Raw genomic sequence first — 15,949 nt, 5'->3', positions numbered from 1 at the left:
TCGGCCGACCGCACCGTCTCCGAGTTTTCGTGCCTGCCGGCCAAGGCGAACAAATCGGTACAAGTCGCTCATATGTCGCATTCAACTGGTTTGCCTTTATATACCACTTGATGGTGTGTCAGGCACAAACGTGCGAGGCATAATCGGGCCCGGTCGTCTCCGGGAGTGGTGGAGCCATCGGGGCACCGACTCCCCTCGGCGGAATTCCGCACCGGACCGACCCTCAAGGCGTTGCAGATGTCCCTGGCCAGCCGCCGCACCCGCCTCGCGGCCCTGCTCGCCGCGCTCACCGTCGGCGCCGCCGGAGTGACGACCTGGGCCTACGGGTACGGAAGCGCGCAGGAGCCGGCGGCCCCCGGGGCGGTTCTCCGCCCGAGTGTGACCGAGGGCACCGTCCTCCAGGTCGTCGCGCATCCCGACGACGACCTCTTCTTCATGAACCCCGACGTGAGCCGCTCCATATCCAAGGGCGTCAGGGTCGCCACCGTCTACCTGACCGCCGGTGAGTCCGACGGCAGGAACGAGGCCCACAGCCCGCACCTGACGGACCCCGAGCAGCCCGCCGACCACGCCGCCTACGCGGAGGCCCGGCAGAACGGCATACGGGCCGCCTACGCGCAGATGGCCACCGGCGACCGCACCAGCGCCTGGCAGCGCAAGTCCATACCCACCGTCGGCGGGGGGAGCGCCGAGGTGGACGTCCTCGTCGCCAGGCCCGAGGTCAACCTGGTGTGGATGCAGCTGCGCGAGGCCCGCAGCATCTCCGGCGACAATCCGGACAGCCTCCGCGGCCTGTGGGACGGCAGGGTGTCCTCCCTGGGTGCCCAGCTGGCCTCCGGGACTCCGGTCAAGCCCTGGTTCTCGTACACCAAGGAACAGGCCGTGGACGCCATCGCGGAGGTCTTCGCGATGTACCGGCCGACCACGATCCGGACGCAGGACCCGACGCCCGGCCGGTCGCACGGCGGCGGTGGCTTCCTCGACCACCAGGACCACATGTACGGCGCCCGCTTCGTGCAGGCGGCGGCCGAACGCTACGCGAAGTCCGCGGACCGGCCGCACTTCTCGATCCAGAACTACGTGAGCTACCCCAACAGCTCCCTGCCCCCGACGCTCGACCCGCAGGCGGCCGAGGAGAAGCTCGGGTACCTCAAGACCTACGCCTGGCTCGACCACCAGGACTGGTGCGGCAGCCCCGCCGGCTGCGGCGACCGCAAGACCGCGACCCGGCCCGCGGGCGCCGGATGGAGCCAGACCATCCGCTACAGCCGGGGCGACGGCACCTCGTGGCTGGCCGAGGGCGCCTCCGGCCGGCTGTCGGCCTTCGCCGTCCTGGACGGCCGGATGGCGTACTGGTCGCGCAGCGGCCCCAAGGCCCCGTGGCAGGGACCCCGGCTCCTCCCCGGCGCCGGGTTCGACACGGGTGCGACGGCGGTCCGGCTCCCCGACGGCAGGATCGCGGTCTTCGGCACCCGCACCACCCTGGGCTCCGCGCCCCAGGAGTACGGACGCGACCTCGCGTACGCCGTCCAGGCCGCACCCGACGGCGCCTTCGGCCCGTGGCAGTCGCTGGGCACCCCGGACACGGACGACGTATCCGGCACCTCGGCGATCAGTGCACCGTCCGTCGCCGTGGACGGCACGGGCCGGATGACCGTGTACGTACGCGATTCCGCGCGCACCCTGCGCGCCCGCGCACAGGCGGCTCCGGACGGCGCCTTCGGCGCGTGGCAGTCCCTGGGCGGCGCCGGTCTGCTGGGCGAGCCGGTCACCGCGACCGACGGTGCCGGGCGGCGCCACGTGTACGCGGCCACGGCCCGGACCGTGCTGGCGTGGGTCCAGCCGGCACCGGGCGCCCCGCTCGGCGGCCCCTTCCCGACCGGGCTGCCGGCCACCACCGGCCCGCTCTCCGCGAGCCCGCAGGACGACGGCGTCCGCCTGTACTTCCGCCGCCCCGGCACGGGCACCGTCCGTACGAGCCTGGCCACCGCGGGCGGGGCCTCGCCGGTGTTCTCCCCGGTCACGGAGGCGGGTGGCGACGGCGGTTACGGCGCCGTCGGCGTCGCGGGCCGGCTGCTCGCGGGTCGCGCGGGCGCGGGCACGATCGGTGTGTCGGGCCCGGACAGCGGGCCGTCCTGGTACGAGTCCCAGATGCTCTTCACGGGCGCGCCGGCCGCCGTGGCCGAGCCCGACGGCACGGCCGTCGCCGCGGCCCTCGGCCTGGACGCCGGTCTGCACGTCACGACGGCTCCCCCGGCCGGATCCGAGCCGCTCGGCAGCCGCCCGCCCTCCTCCCCGTGGCACCTGGCGATCCCGCCCTCGACGACCGCACAGGCCGGCCGCGCCGGCTCCGGGTGGCAGCGCTGACCTGTGCGGGTGACGATGGCGGCCGGACCGCGTCGGTGCCCGGCCGAGGCCGGCTCCCGACCACCTGACCGCCGGCGATCGGGGCTCCCATGACCGCTTGCACCACCCGGCGCGGGGGCGCGGGACGGGGAACGGTCCGCGCCGCGGCCTGCGTGGCCGTGCTGATGACCGTCGCCACCGGGTGCAGGAACGACACCGCACCGGCCTGGGGGTACCCGGAGCTCGGAGCGACCCTGGGATCGCTGTCCCGGACCCTCGAAGAAGGCTGTGCCGGGGCGGCTCCCGAGCACTGCGCCGGCCACCTCGACCGGCTCGACGCCCTCGCGGCGCGGGCCTTCGCCGAGGTCCTCGACCACCGGCTGCTGGACGACGCGTACGTCCGGGCCAGGACCGGGGTGCACCGCGCAAGGGAGCTCCGCCTCGCCGCCTCGGCCCGGGCCCGGTCGCTCCGTGATCCGCACCACCCGCCGCTCGCGCGGGCGGTCGCGGCCGAACGGCTCGCCTACCGGCACCTCCTCACCGCGCTGGAGCGGGTCCGCACCGCTCCCCCGCCGGGTGACGGGACGCGGGCGGTCTGAGACCTGGAGACCTGGAGATCTGGGGACGTTCAGATCTGCGGACCTTCGGACCTGCCCGGGCCCACGGAACGGACCCTCACGGCATCAGGGGCGGGGTGGGGAGCTCCGTGCCGTCGAGTGCCACGAGGGACAGGACGGCGATCGAGCCCGTCCACGCGAGGGGAGCGACCGAGGAGGGCCGGCCGGCCTTGTCCACCTTCTCCGGCAGCTCGCCGAGCGAGTTCCGCTTGGCGAGGACCCAGTCCATGACCTTGCCGGCCTTGGCCTGCTGCCCCGTGGCGGCCCAGGCGAGCGCGAAGAACGTCGTACTGGGCGTCCACGCGGTCGCGCCCCAGGGCGCCGCGGAGTCGTTCCCGGGGGTCAGCCCCCCGTTGGGCAGGAGCAGCGCCCGGTAGGTGGAGTCCAGTGCCTCGGGCAGGCCGGCGGGGGCCGCGTTGAAGGGGGGCGCCATGAAGGCCACCGCGCTGTCGCGCCCGTGCCGCCCGTCGACGGTGCGCTGGTAGCCCAGGGGATCGAACCGCGCGGAGATCCCGGCGGAGAGCCGCCGCGCGGCCCGCGCCCAGCGCGCCGCGTCGTGCGGCCGGTTCGTCTCCCGGGCAAGGTCCGCGGAGGCGTTGAGTCCGGCGAGCAGCGGCGCGGCCGTACCGATGTTCGAGGTGGACGTCATCAGCTCCCAGTAGTCGGGGGAGGCCGGGGGCAGCCCGTCTGCCCGCAGGGTGCGGGCCGCGTGGTCGGCCGCCTTGCGGATCATCGGGTAGAGGGGGACCAGCCGGGCCCGGCGGGTGGACGCGGGGGCCGCCTGGTACCACTGCCAGGTGGCCCAGGGGACCCAGCCGTTGGCGTCGAGCTGCCAGCGCCTGCCGTCGGGCGGGCTGGATCCGTCGAGCTCCGTCCGCGCCTCCCAGGTGCCGTCCTTGCGCTGGGTCGCGGCGCTGTAGCGCAGGATCCGGTAGGCCTCGGCGTCATGGCCGGTGTGCGCGAACGCGGCGGAGGCGAAGCTGGAGTCGCGCGGCCAGGAGTACTTCCAGCCGGTGCTCCACCCCGCCGCCATGGCGCCGTTGGGCCGCAGCAGGGCCCGCATGGCCAGCAGGGCCCGCTCGGCCGCCGCGCGCTGGGCCGGCGACCTGCCGGGGATGCGTCCGGAGGCCAGCCAGGCGCGGCTCTGCGCGATCTGCCTCCGCGCCGGCGGATGGTCGGGGGCGACCACGGCCGCCGCGGTCCCGGCGGCGGGCAGGTACATCCACCGGCCGGTCGCCAGCCGCAGGACGTTGCTCCCCTCGACGTACCGGGCGCCCTTGGCCACGGACGACGGAACCCCTTCGGCGGCGGTCGTGTTGGACAGGACACCGACGGTGGGGGCGGCGACCATCGACTGGGGCGCGTAGTGGCGCGCGGCCTCACCACGGCTCTGCTGGCCCGCGGGCCGCACGGGCACCGGCCGCACCGCGCCGGTGTGCCGCCCGGCCTGCTGGCCCGCGGTGCACAGGGGAACGGCGACGACCGCCAGGACCGCCGTGACGACCGCCCAACGGCCGAGCAGGGTACGGGGCATCGCCACTCCCTCCGCAGGGCCTGCGGAGGCGCGGACCTGGACTCCCCATCCTGGGAGAGCCGTGCGGAGGCTGCCACGGCACGCCCGCCGCCCGGGTGAGCGAGGGGCCCGAGGAGCCGGCGGTTCCGTACCGGCATCCGTACCCGGCCTGGCGCAACCCGGGATGCCGGTGGCGGCGAACCGTGCCCATCATGGGTGTTCGCGGGCCGTGCGGTCCGCGCAGGCGGCGGGCGCACCGGCCGCCCCTCAGGCCGGGCCCCGCTGCGAAGGGCTGGTGAATGAGCACTGCTGCGATCGAGGGCGAGGGCGTCCTGACCCCTTCCTCCGCGGTGGACCGGGAGACCGGCCGCCGCCCCCTCCTGCGCTGGCTGATCCCGGTGGTCGGGGCGACGCTCGTCGCGGCGGCCGGAGCGCTGATCGCCGTCGGATGCTTCCTCGGGCTGTACGTGCGGCCCACGTCCGACGACTGGTGCGCCGCGTGGAAGGCCCGTGACCTGGGGATCCTCGGCATCACGTCCGACTTCTACACGACCCAGAACGGCAGGATCGCCAACGCCTTCCTGAGCGGGGTCGTCTACGGCGACGGACTGGCCGGGACGAAGGTCCTGCCGACGGTCATCGCCGTCTCCTTCACCGCCGGGCTGGTCCTGCTGGGGCGCGACTTCGTCCGGTTCCTCGGCGGCAGACCAAGGGTGCTGGTGCTGCTCGCCTGCGCCCTGGTCGTGCAGGCACTGCTCTACTTCGCGGGCACCCGCAGCTATCAGGCGCTGCTGTGGGCACCCGCCACGATCTCCCACACCCTTCCGAGCGTGATCGGCCTGTGGGCCCTCCTGCTGGCCGTCCGGACCGTGCGCCGGCCCCGTACCGCCGAACGCGTGGCCGGCTTCGCATCGGCGTTCCTCATCGCCTTCGCGCTCGGCACCCTGAGCGAGCCGTTCGCGCTCGTCAGCGGGCTGCTCGCCGCCGGGGTCGGGCTGCTCTCCGTGCCCCGCCTGCGCCTGGCCCGGAACTGGCGTCCGTTCACCTGGTGCGTGCTCTGGTGCTCCGGGCTCGTGTGCGGTCTGGCGGTGCTCTACACCTCCCCGGGCGCCCGGTGGCGCCGGGCCCAGCAGCCGGAGAAGGAGTCCCTGCTCTCCGCGGACGAACTCCGGGTCACCTGGGAGGACTGGCTCCGCATGTGGGACTCCGTCACCGGCCAGTGGGCGTACCTCGGGGCCGCCGCCGCCGGCGTCCTCCTGGGCCTGGCCTGCGGGCTCCGCGGGCACGCGCCCGGGAAGCGGGAGCCGCGGCGGACCGTTCCGCGCAGCGTGCTGACCGCCCTGCTGCTGCTCCCGGTGCCCGTGGTGGTGCTGGGGTCGTTCGCGGTGGTGGTGGGCCTGCGCAGCGGCTACGGCCCGACCGGGTGGACGTACGCCCGTACGTGGACGAGCTTCCTCGTACCGATGGAGCTGGCGCTCTGCGGCTACGGCGCACTGCTGGGCACGTGGGGCGGCCGGTGGCTCTCGGCCCGCCGCACCGCCGACGCGCTGATGGTGACCGGAACCGTGGCGGCGGGCTGCCTGGCGCTGGCCTCGGTGGCCGTGCTCGTCCCGAACGTCCAGCGGCTCACGACCTCCACGGTCGCCCGTTCCGTGGCCTGGGACTCCCAGAACGCCCGCATACGGACCGAGGCGGCGCGGGGCGCCACGGACGTGGGCTACCGGCCCCTGCACATCGGCGCTCTCGCCGAGCCCTTCTTCACGCGGGACTACGAGCGGGACTGGGTCGCCGCCTGCGTGTCGCAGTGGTACGGCGTCGACCGGATCCACCGTCCTTGAGAGGGCCGCCGGACCTGCGCCCGCGCCCTCCGCGCGCGCAATCGGCGCGGCTGGGCCATCCTGTCTGAATGCGCCGCCCAACACCCCGGCCGCGCGGCACGGCGACGTACGTGGAGGCGATCTCCGCATGACCGAAGGCTCGATTCCCTACATGTCCGCGGCGCGGGTCACCGTACTCGGCGTACAGCCCGGTGACCCGCCGTTCCGCATCGTGGAGATCGACGGCGAGATGGTCAGCACCGCCACGTCCATGACGGACGTGATCCTGACCGCCGCGTCCGAAGGCATCACGATCCACGACCTGGACGACCCGGGCGAGGTCCGGTGGGTCGGCGGCGGGAGGTTCCACTGGGGGACGCACTGACGGGCGGACTAGGCGAGCTCGATCGCGACGATGCCGTACGCGATGAAGACCGCCGCCGAGAGCACCAGCAGTCCGAGGCGGGCTGCCGAGAGCCACAGCGCGAGGGCGCGGGCGCTCTCGGTTCCGGCCCGTGAGACCGCACGCGCCGTCACGGCCAGGGACGAGAGCAGCACGAGGGCGGCGATGAAGAAGGCCAGGGCCGTGGGCGATGTGGGCTCGGTGTCCGGACCATAGTCCTCCGTGATCCCGGGCAGCAGGAGGCCGACGGTGCACAGCGCGAGGGCCGCCAGCAGGGTGGCCAGAAAATCGAACGCGAGCATGATGGCCCAGCCGACGGGCAGCCCTCGGACGGGCTGCGGCATCTGGTTCGCCGACATGTACTTCTCCGTGAGACGTGGGGATGCGGGGTGTGGGGGTGTGGGGGTACGGGGGTGTGGGATCCGGCGCGCGGCCGGCTTCGTGTTCTCCCTCGCCGGCGCCATCATTTTCCTGGTGCGGGTGTGGATCACCAACCCGACGGATGGTCCTCGCCTTCCCGGGTAGTCGCGCGGTGAGAGCGGGGTACCGGACGGCCGGCCCGCGCGGCGGTGAAGGAGCAAGCCGTGGAGAAGACTCCCACCCCGGTCCTGGCCGGGGCCGCCCACGCCGCGGCGCGCGCGAAGCGCACCCCCCTGTTGGTGGCCGGCGCCGCCGTGATCATGTTCGTACCGGTGCGTCGCAGCGGGGGGCAGCGGTGAACGGGGCCAAGGTCGCGTACAGGCCGGTCGGGCTGGCCCTCGGCGCCGTCAGCGGCATGATCGCGGGGGCCGCGTTCAAGCAGGCCTGGAAGATGATCGAAGGCGAGGGCGACGCTCCCAGCGCCACGGACGAGGACCGGTCCTGGCGGGAGGTCCTGATCGCTGCCGCCCTGCAGGGCGCGATCTTCGCCGTGGTCAAGGCCGCGGTCGACCGGTCGGGCGCCGTCGCCGCCAGGCGCGTGACGGGCACCTGGCCGGGCTGACCCCCGTAGCCCGCCCCCGCTTGTCCGGGCCGGCCCGCCCCGCCCGCCGTCCCCGGGGAAGCACGAGGGCGCCGGCCCCCCTCGGCCGCACCTGGCCGGTGAACGAGGGTGGCGCGTCGGCAGCATCTCCGACGCGCATCAGGCGCATCCGCGCGATCCGCCGGATCGCGCGGGCGTAGGCTTCGCTCAGCATGAACGCGGCAGGGGGCGGGGTCACATGACGACGGAGACGGCACAGAGGTGGGGGGCGACCCTCGATTCGGTCGTGGTGTACGCGCAGGGCGCGCTCTGCCGCCGCCTGGCGCGCGGCATCGTGCCCCCTGACGGCCGGGTGCGGGTGGCGGGGCTGCCCCGCTCGCTGGATCCCGGCTCGCTGCGGGCCCGTGTGCTGGGCGCCGCCGGCGTGCGCGTCACCGAGGCCCGGGTGGAGGTCGAGGCCGAGCCGCTCGGCACGGGCACGCCCGACGCGTTGCGGCGCGAGGTCGAGCGGCTGAGCGACGCGTACGCGGCGGCGCAGGGCCGCCGGGACCGGCAGCTGAGCCGGATCGAGGAGGTCAGGGCGCTCCACCCGGTCCCGCCCGAACGCAACCCCGAGGACCCGCACCGCCGCACCCCGGTCGACGCGTGGCTGGAGCTCGCCGACTTCGTCGACGAGCGGCTGAAGAGACTGCACACCCGCCTCGTCGAGCTGGAGGAGGCGCTGCGCGACGTCGGGCACGAGCTCGCCGTCGCCGCCGACCGGCTCGCCCGCGCCTCCACCGACGCACCGTCAGCGCACGTGGAGACCACGGTCTGCGCGGTCCTGACCCTCGACGGCGCCGGTGACACCGAGGTGGAACTGGAGCTGGAGTACGGGGTGCCGGGCGCCGTCTGGGTGCCGACGTACCGGCTCACTCACCGTCAGGGCGACGGCAGCGGCCGTCTGGTGCTGCGCGCCTCGGTCGCGCAGCGGACCGGCGAGGACTGGACCGGTGTGCGCATCGCCCTGGCCACCGCCGATCTGCGGCGCCGCACCGACCTGCCGAAGCTCCGCTCGATCCGCATCGGACGCCGTCAGCCCGCCCCCGCGCCGTCCGGCTGGCGCGAGCCTCCGGCGGGGCTCGCCGACCTGTTCGCCGGGTACCAGGCGGCCGGCCCCCGTCCTGCCGCGACCGCCGCGCCTGCCGCCGTCGGGACCGGATCCGCTCCGCCGGCTGCCGCGGGCGGCCCCGCCTCCGGTCCCGTTCCGCCACTGCCCCCTCCCCCGCCGCCCCCGCCGCCCCCGCAGCAGGGCTACGGCGGTCCGCCGACGGCGTTCCCGATGCCCGGCGGCGTCGACGGCTTCTCCCCCGACCCGTACGGCGGCGCGATGCCGGCCTTCGCGCCGCAGGCTCCCGCTGCACCGGCCGCCGCGGCACCGGCTGCCAGGCGGCGGAGCGGCGGCGGCTCCTTCGCCGGGGCCCCCGCCCCCATGGCGCCTGCGGCTCCCGGCCGGGCCGCGCCGCCGCCCCCTCCAGCACCGGTGACCGGTCCGCCGCGGCCGAGCGGTGCCGAGCTCGACTACGCCGCGCTCGTCCTGTGCGGCCCCGACGAGCAGGCCGCCCGCAGGGGCCGGCTGTTCCCCGGCTCCGCTTCCGACCCGGTGGCGGCCGAGTACCGCCGCCGCGCCGAGGCGGTGGCCTCGCTGCCGCTGCCCGGACAGGCCGTGCGGCCGCGCGACTCGGCGGGTTCCTTCGACCACCGCTTCGATGCCGCCGCCCGCGCCGACGTGCCCTCGGACGGCACCTGGCACACCGTCACCGTCGCCGAGATCCCGGTCGGCCTGCGCACCGAGTACCTCTGCGTGCCGTCCGCGGAGCAGACCGTGTACGCGACACTGGTGCTCTCCAACGCCACCGACCAGGCCCTGCTGGCCGGCCCGGTGGAGGTCGTCGTCGACGACGGCTTCCTGCTGACCGCCGCACTGCCCACGCTCGCTCCCGGCGGGGTCCGCCGGGTGGGGCTCGGGCCGGCCGAGGGCATCCGGGTCACCCGGCGCACGAACCTGCGCGAGTCGACGTCGGGCCTGCGCAACAACATCACCGTGCTCGACCACCGCGTCCACGTGGAGCTGGCGAACCGGCTCGCGCGGCCCGTCACCGTCGAGGTCCGCGAGCGGGTGCCGGTCTCCTCCGAACCGGACGTCCGCATCGAGGAACGGGCCGACTGGACGGCGCCCGAGGAAGGCACCGGACCCGAGCACCTCGCCCCGGGCACCCGCGTCTGGCGGCTCGACCTGCCCGCAGGCGCCACCGCCGCCCTCGAAGGCGGCTACGAGATCCGCATCCCGACCGGCAAGGCCCTGGTCGGCGGCAACCGCAGGAGCTGACGCACCCCATGTCCACGGCCCCGAAGCCGATCGCCCTTCCCGTCACCGCCGTCACCTGCCTCGAGGACCGCGCCCACGTCGAGCGCGCCGTCGTGCTCGACCTGGAGGCGGGGGTCCAGCGGCTGCGTCTCGGGCCGGTCAGCGCGCTGGCCGTCGACCGGACCCTCCATGCCGAGCTGACCGCCGCGTTCCCCGCGACCGTGCTCGACGTGCGGATCGTCCGCAGCTGGACGCCGCGCGGGCCGCTGCCGTCCCCCGACGAGGACTCCGCGCTGCGCCACCGCGTACACGCCCTCGAAGAGGAGCGGCTGGCCCTGGGGCGGCAGCGCGACCGGGTGCAGGCCCGCCTCGGTCTGCTCGGCCGCCTCGCCGCCGATCTGCTGCGGGAGATCGGCGAGGGCGCCGGCTCCGGGGAGACCGAACGGACCCGCTGGGCCAGCGAACTGGACCGGGTGGACGGCGAACGCGACGCGCACGGCGAGCAACTGCGCACCGTGGACGCCCGCCTGGCCGCCCTCGCCGCCGAACTCCGGGAAGTCCAGCAGGCCGTGCACCTCTCCGAGGAGGAACCCGCCGAGCTGGTCGGCCACATCGAGCTGACGGTGGAGGCCGCGGCCGCCGGGCCGGCCGAGCTGCGCCTGAGCCACCTCACCGCGTGCGCGCTGTGGCGGCCCGCCTACCGGGCCGTGCTCGACGGGGACGCCCTGACGCTGGAGACCGAGGCGATGGTCTGGCAGCGCACCGGCGAGGACTGGTCGGACGTACGGCTGACCTTGTCCACCGCCCGCTCGGCGCTGGCCACCGATCCGCCACGGCTCGGCGAGGACCGGCTGACGCTGGGGGACCGCACCGCGGCGGAGCGCCGCACCGTCGACGTCGAGCTGCGCGAGGAGGAGATCGGGGCGCTCGGCCCGGCCCCGGTGCTCGGTCTGCCGGGGGTGGACGACGGCGGCGAGGCCCGCGTCCTGAGCTCCCCCGCGCCGGTCTCCGTGCCCGGGGACGGCCGCGCCCACCGCGTGCCGATCTCCGTCTTCACCACGGCCGCGAGCAGCGAGTACGCCTGCTCGCCCGAGGTGTCTCCCGTGGTCACCCAGGTGGTGCGGTGCGACAACCGGTCCGGCCACGCGCTGCTCGCCGGGCCGGTGGACCTGGTCCGGGGCAGCGGGTTCAGCGGCCGCGGCACGCTGGACTTCACCGCCCCGGGCGCCCCCGTCGAACTCGCCTTCGGCAGCTGCGACGACCACGCGGTGGTCCGGGAGACCGAGGAGTCCCGCGATTCCGCCGGGATCATGCAGCGGACCGTGGTCACCCGCACGGTCCGGCTGCACCTGTCCCGGTTCTCCGCCCCCGGGGAGCACGGCGACCGGATGGTCGCCCTCCGGGAGCGGATCCCGGTCTCCGAGGTCTCGGCGGTGGACGTACGGCTCCGGAAGGACGCCTCCTCCCCGGCGCCCGAGGGGGTCGACCCCGAAGGCATCGTCCGCTGGGACATCGCCCTCCCGCCCGGCGGCCGGCGCACGGTCACCCTGGTCTACGAGCTGTCGGCGAGCGCCAAGGTCGCCGGGCTCTGAGACGGCGTGGGAGATCTCGGTGGGGACGGCGCCCGCATGCCGCAAGACCGGTTGACCGTGGTGAACGACGAGATCGTGATCTCCAGGGAACGCGCCGTCGAGCTCATCGAGGCCTTCCTGGCCAGAGAGCTGCCGACGTGGCCCTGGTGGGGGCCTGCCCCCACCCCGGACATCTACCACGTGCAGGAACGCACGGTCGGCTGGCTCGTCTTCTGGCGCTCGGCGGAGCAGGCCCGCGCGCGTGAGGTGCGCGGCAGCTTCGTCGGCGGCCACTTCCTGGTGGACCGGCACGACGGGAGCATCCACTGCGTACACGCCGTCTGGTCGGAGGACGAGGGCTGGGAGGAGCAGTACCTCCTGCAGACCAAGGGCATCAGGCCGCCTGATCCCCTGGCCCGCGCCGTTCGCGCGCTCGTCCGCTCCGCCGGCGCCGTGGCCGCGATGAGCCACCTGCGCCGGGAGGCCCCGCGGCTGAGCCTGCGGGAGGCCAAGGACTACGTCACGGCGGTTCGGGACGGTGCCGAACCACCGGAAGAGCTCGCGAGCCTTACGCGGAAGGAGCCGAAGTGGCCGCCTCTGCCCATCGAAACGCTGGCTGGTCCGGTCCAGTAGGGGGCTGACCGAGGGTTCGAGGCCGAGACCGTGTCGCGGTACCGCGGTACCGGGTTATCACGATCATCGGAAGATGTCACCGATGCCGCCTCTTTTTCGCACGTCGCAGAGGCCGGTGAATTCGCCGTGATCGGGCCGGACGGAAATGTCTCCGGACTTCGACTGCCGGTTATGCGGCGGCGCCCTGCGTGTTCTCGTCGCAGTGCGGTCTGCGGTGCGCGACCATACGGACGCCGATACGAGCTCGATGATCGGCATTGTTCGTGAGGATGGGTCACACCGAGACAGAAAGAAGGACGGACGTGTCCGGCAGCGAAAGCGAGAACCCAGCAATCCCCTCCCCGGCCCCCGCGCCGACCCGCCCCAGGACGAACCGGGACTGGTGGCCGGATCAGCTGGACCTCCAGGTTCTCCACCAGCACTCGCCCCAGTCCAATCCGATGGGCGCGGACTTCGACTACGCGGAGGAATTCGCGGCCCTGGACGTCGACGCGCTGAAGCGGGACGTCTTCGAGGTGATGACGGCGTCGCAGGACTGGTGGCCCGCCGACTACGGCCACTACGGGCCGCTCTTCATCCGGATGAGCTGGCACGCCGCGGGAACGTACCGCATCGCCGACGGCCGGGGCGGTGGCGGCGCCGGCGCCCAGCGCTTCGCCCCCCTCAACAGCTGGCCGGACAATGCGAGCCTCGACAAGGCGCGCCGTTTGCTGTGGCCGGTCAAGCAGAAGTACGGCCGGAAGATCTCATGGGCCGACCTCCTGGTATTCGCCGGCAACTGCGCCATGGAATCAATGGGGTTCAAGACGTTCGGATTCGGCTTCGGCAGAGATGACATCTGGGAACCCGAGGAAATCTTCTGGGGGCCAGAGGACACCTGGCTCGGAGATGCGCGCTACAGCGGCGACAGAGAACTCACCGGTCCTTTCGGCGCCGTGCAGATGGGACTGATCTACGTCAATCCGGAAGGGCCCAACGGCAACCCGGACCCGATCGCCGCCGCCCGCGACATTCGCGAGACGTTCGCGCGCATGGCGATGAATGACGAGGAGACGGTCGCGCTCATCGTCGGCGGCCACACGTTCGGGAAGTGCCACGGCGCGGTCGATCCCGAGTACGTCGGTCCGGAGCCCGAGGCCGGCCCGATCGAGCAGCAGGGTCTCGGCTGGCGGAACTCGCACGGCAGCGGCACCGGCATCAACGCGATCACCAGTGGGCTGGAGGGAGCCTGGACCTCCGAGCCGACGAAGTGGGACAGCGGCTTCCTGGACAACCTGTACCGCTACGACTGGGAGCTGACGAGGAGCCCGGCCGGTGCGCAGCAGTGGACCCCCAAGGATCCGTCGGCCCAGGGCACGGTGCCCGATGCCCACGACCCGTCGAAGCGGCACGCCCCCATCATGCTGACGACGGACCTCTCGCTGAAGCTGGATCCGGTCTACGGGCCGATCTCGAAGAGCTTCCACGAGAACCCGGACAAGCTCGCGGATGCGTTCGCCAAGGCCTGGTACAAGCTGCTGCACCGCGACATGGGACCCCTCTCGCGTTACCTCGGCCCGTGGATCCCCGAGCCGCAGCTGTGGCAGGACCCCGTCCCCGCGGTCGATCACGAACTGGTCGGGGACGCGGAGATCGCCGACCTCAAGCGCAGGATCCTGGCCTCGGGCCTGTCCGTCTCCTCCCTGGTCACCACCGCCTGGGCGGCGGCGGCGAGCTTCCGGGGCACCGACATGCGGGGCGGGGCCAACGGGGCGCGCATTCGGCTGGCGCCGCAGAAGGACTGGGAGGTCAATGCCCTGCCCGAGGTGACCGAGGCCCTGCGGACCCTTGAGGGGATCCAGCAGGACTTCAACTCCTCGCAGGCCGGCGGGAAGAAGGTGTCGCTCGCCGACCTGATCGTGCTGGGCGGGTGCGCGGCCGTGGAACAGGCCGCGAAGAACGCCGGGCACGACATCACGGTGCCGTTCGCGCCGGGGCGCACGGACGCCTCGCAGGAGCAGACCGACGTCGAGTCGTTCGCCGTACTCGAACCCAGGGCGGACGGGTTCCGCAACTACCTGCAGGCGGGCGAGAAGTTGTCGCCGGAGACCCTCCTGCTGGACCGTGCCAACCTGCTGACGCTGACCGCACCCGAGATGACGGTGCTGATCGGCGGCATGCGGGCCCTGAACACCGGCTTCAAGCGGTCCCCGCACGGCGTGTTCACCGAGCGGCCGGAGGCACTGACCAACGACTTCTTCGTCAACCTGCTCGACATGGGGACGCAGTGGAAGGCGTCGACGTCGGACGAGAACGTCTTCGAGGGCCGGGACCCCTCCACGGGTCAGGTCAAGTGGACGGCCACCGCCGTCGACCTCGTCTTCGGCTCGCACTCCCAGCTCCGGGCCGTCTCGGAGGTCTACGGGTCCAAGGACGCGGGCGAGACGTTCGTGCGGGACTTCGTGGCGGCGTGGGACAAGGTGATGACCCTCGACAGGTTCGACCTCGCCTGATCCCCCTGCCCCGGTCGGCCACCCCAGGCCGGCCGGGCCGTCACCAGGTGCGCGAGGGGCTCTCGACGGTCACGGGCAGGATTCCTCGATCTTCACCGTGCCGAAGTCGAGCTTGGTGTCCGTGGCGGCCTTCGTTCCGGCGGCCGGCGTCTGGGTACAGACCTTCCAGTTGCGGTCCAGGACCTGGTTTCGGTTCTTGCCGAGGGAGTCGTGCGAGGTGAGCAGGTAGAAGCCCTGTGCCTGGGCGCCGTCTTGGGCGGTCTGGAGCACTTGGCCGACGAAGTCGGGGACCGCCACGGTGGCCGCTGCCGAGGTGGCTGCGGCCGGGGGCGGGGTCGTCCTCGGAGCCGCGGCGGGGGCGGACGGCGCCGCGGACGCCGGAGTGACGGGCTTGTCGTCGGGCTCGGGTGCGCTGGTCACCGGGCCGCACCCGGTGAGGGCGAGCAGTCCGGCAGCGGCAAGGAGAGCGATGGCGTGGTGTGTGCGCATCGCGCCATGCTCCCCGCCTTCGTGATGCCGCGTGGGCCCTGTGACGGCCTGTGACGTATCTGTGACGCATGGATGCCCCGGCCGGGTTGAGCGCCACGGTGGGGCCCGTGGCACGTCCCCGGCCGGCGTCGGTGGCTCAGGACAGGAGTGCCGTGGCCTCGCGGCGGGCGTCGGCGAGCCAGGCCGCGCGTTCTGCGTCGGTCGAGTCGGTGACCGTGCGGAAGACGACGCGGCGTACGTCGGTCACGCCCACGTACGGCAGGACGCAGGCCGACCAGATCCTCTGCAGCGGGTCGCCGAACTCGCTCTCCTCGCGGTCCGCGGGAGTGTCGGAGGTGTTCAGGACGAGGGCCCGGCCGGCCTTCAGGAGCCCCGCAGGCTCGCCGTCCGCGGTGCCCAGTTTGTAGGCGACGCCCGGCGCGAGGACGCGCTGCACCCAGCCCGCGAGGACGGCGGGCGGCATGCCCCACCAGTTCGGGTGGACGAACACCATGGCATCGAGGGTCGCCACCTCGGTCCGGTGGAGCGCCACCTGTGCGTCGGGGGCCCGTGACGCCGACCGGACCGTCTCCGTCTCCACCGCGGACAGCAGCGGCGCGAATCCTTCCGCGTACAGATCGTGCGCGACCACGTCGCACCCTCGTCCGCGCAGCTCCTCCACGACCGCGTCGAACACGGCGTGGTTGAAGCTCCCCGACCTCGGGTGTGCGAGATACACCCCTATGCGCATGGTTCGTCCCAGCCCGTGAGTTCGAAGTGA

The 15,949-nt window shown here is 73.8% G+C and carries 14 protein-coding genes; 10 read left to right on the top strand and 4 right to left on the bottom strand.

All coding sequences use genetic code 11. The features are described from left to right. Nucleotides 1–237: 237 nt before the first annotated feature. Nucleotides 238–2,367 carry a PIG-L family deacetylase gene (locus OG534_RS32070; protein ID WP_326592699.1) on the top strand — a complete coding sequence of 710 codons (2,130 nt, stop codon included), beginning with the start codon at nucleotides 238–240 and terminating at the stop codon, nucleotides 2,365–2,367. Between the two features lie 89 nt (nucleotides 2,368–2,456). Continuing rightward, nucleotides 2,457–2,945, top strand: a complete 489-nt coding sequence (locus OG534_RS32065) for a hypothetical protein (RefSeq protein ID WP_326592698.1) — start codon at nucleotides 2,457–2,459, stop codon at nucleotides 2,943–2,945. 76 nt (nucleotides 2,946–3,021) lie between these two features. Here OG534_RS32065 and OG534_RS32060 read toward each other — a convergent pair whose 3' ends face one another. Further along, complete coding sequence (locus tag OG534_RS32060) at nucleotides 3,022–4,497, bottom strand: hypothetical protein (RefSeq protein ID WP_326592697.1); 1,476 nt, start codon at nucleotides 4,495–4,497, stop codon at nucleotides 3,022–3,024. 278 nt (nucleotides 4,498–4,775) lie between these two features. Here OG534_RS32060 and OG534_RS32055 point away from each other — a divergent pair, with 278 nt between their 5' ends. Together OG534_RS32055 and OG534_RS32050 are read left to right on the top strand one after the other, a co-directional pair. Continuing rightward, complete coding sequence (locus OG534_RS32055; RefSeq protein ID WP_326592696.1) at nucleotides 4,776–6,314, top strand: DUF6056 family protein; 1,539 nt, start codon at nucleotides 4,776–4,778, stop codon at nucleotides 6,312–6,314. A gap of 127 nt (nucleotides 6,315–6,441) precedes the next feature. Continuing rightward, nucleotides 6,442–6,678 (top strand): hypothetical protein, encoded by a 237-nt coding sequence (locus OG534_RS32050; RefSeq protein WP_326592695.1) that lies wholly within the window; start codon nucleotides 6,442–6,444, stop codon nucleotides 6,676–6,678. Nucleotides 6,679–6,686: 8 nt separating this feature from the next. On the opposite strand, the gene OG534_RS32045 is transcribed toward OG534_RS32050, so the two are convergent. Then, nucleotides 6,687–7,055: a hypothetical protein gene (locus tag OG534_RS32045; RefSeq protein WP_326592693.1), complete on the bottom strand. Its 369-nt coding sequence runs from the start codon at nucleotides 7,053–7,055 to the stop codon at nucleotides 6,687–6,689. Between the two features lie 225 nt (nucleotides 7,056–7,280). Here OG534_RS32045 and OG534_RS32040 point away from each other — a divergent pair, with 225 nt between their 5' ends. The 6 genes from OG534_RS32040 (at nucleotide 7,281) to katG (ending at nucleotide 14,700) form a co-directional block, all read left to right on the top strand. Continuing rightward, a complete protein-coding gene (locus OG534_RS32040; protein WP_326592692.1) occupies nucleotides 7,281–7,415 on the top strand; it encodes a hypothetical protein in 135 nt (44 codons plus the stop codon). Then, nucleotides 7,412–7,678, top strand: coding sequence for a DUF4235 domain-containing protein (locus tag OG534_RS32035; protein WP_326592690.1), 267 nt, complete (start codon nucleotides 7,412–7,414; stop codon nucleotides 7,676–7,678). Before OG534_RS32040 ends, OG534_RS32035 begins: the two co-directional genes overlap by 4 nt. Nucleotides 7,679–7,895: 217 nt before the next feature. Further along, nucleotides 7,896–10,025, top strand: coding sequence for a DUF4139 domain-containing protein (locus OG534_RS32030; RefSeq protein ID WP_326592688.1), 2,130 nt, complete (start codon nucleotides 7,896–7,898; stop codon nucleotides 10,023–10,025). Between the two features lie 8 nt (nucleotides 10,026–10,033). After that, nucleotides 10,034–11,596, top strand: coding sequence for a mucoidy inhibitor MuiA family protein (locus tag OG534_RS32025; RefSeq protein ID WP_326592687.1), 1,563 nt, complete (start codon nucleotides 10,034–10,036; stop codon nucleotides 11,594–11,596). Nucleotides 11,597–11,632: 36 nt separating this feature from the next. Further along, on the top strand, nucleotides 11,633–12,208 hold the full coding sequence (locus OG534_RS32020; protein WP_326592686.1) for a hypothetical protein: 576 nt from the start codon (nucleotides 11,633–11,635) through the stop codon (nucleotides 12,206–12,208). 302 nt (nucleotides 12,209–12,510) lie between these two features. Further along, on the top strand, nucleotides 12,511–14,700 hold the full coding sequence (katG, locus tag OG534_RS32015; RefSeq protein ID WP_326592685.1) for a catalase/peroxidase HPI: 2,190 nt from the start codon (nucleotides 12,511–12,513) through the stop codon (nucleotides 14,698–14,700). Between the two features lie 69 nt (nucleotides 14,701–14,769). On the opposite strand, the gene OG534_RS32010 is transcribed toward katG, so the two are convergent. Together OG534_RS32010 and OG534_RS32005 are read right to left on the bottom strand one after the other, a co-directional pair. Further along, on the bottom strand, nucleotides 14,770–15,189 hold the full coding sequence (locus OG534_RS32010; RefSeq protein ID WP_326592683.1) for a hypothetical protein: 420 nt from the start codon (nucleotides 15,187–15,189) through the stop codon (nucleotides 14,770–14,772). 136 nt (nucleotides 15,190–15,325) lie between these two features. Beyond that, entirely contained in the window at nucleotides 15,326–15,919 is a 594-nt protein-coding gene (locus OG534_RS32005; protein WP_326592682.1) for an NAD(P)H-dependent oxidoreductase, read from the bottom strand. Nucleotides 15,920–15,949: the final 30 nt, after the last annotated feature.

This window comes from Streptomyces sp. NBC_01294 (assembly GCF_035917235.1).
In the GTDB taxonomy this organism is placed as follows: Bacteria; Actinomycetota; Actinomycetes; order Streptomycetales; family Streptomycetaceae; genus Streptomyces; species Streptomyces caledonius.
Note: the sequence above shows the minus strand (reverse complement) of the source record. Positions and strands in the feature narration are given on the sequence as shown.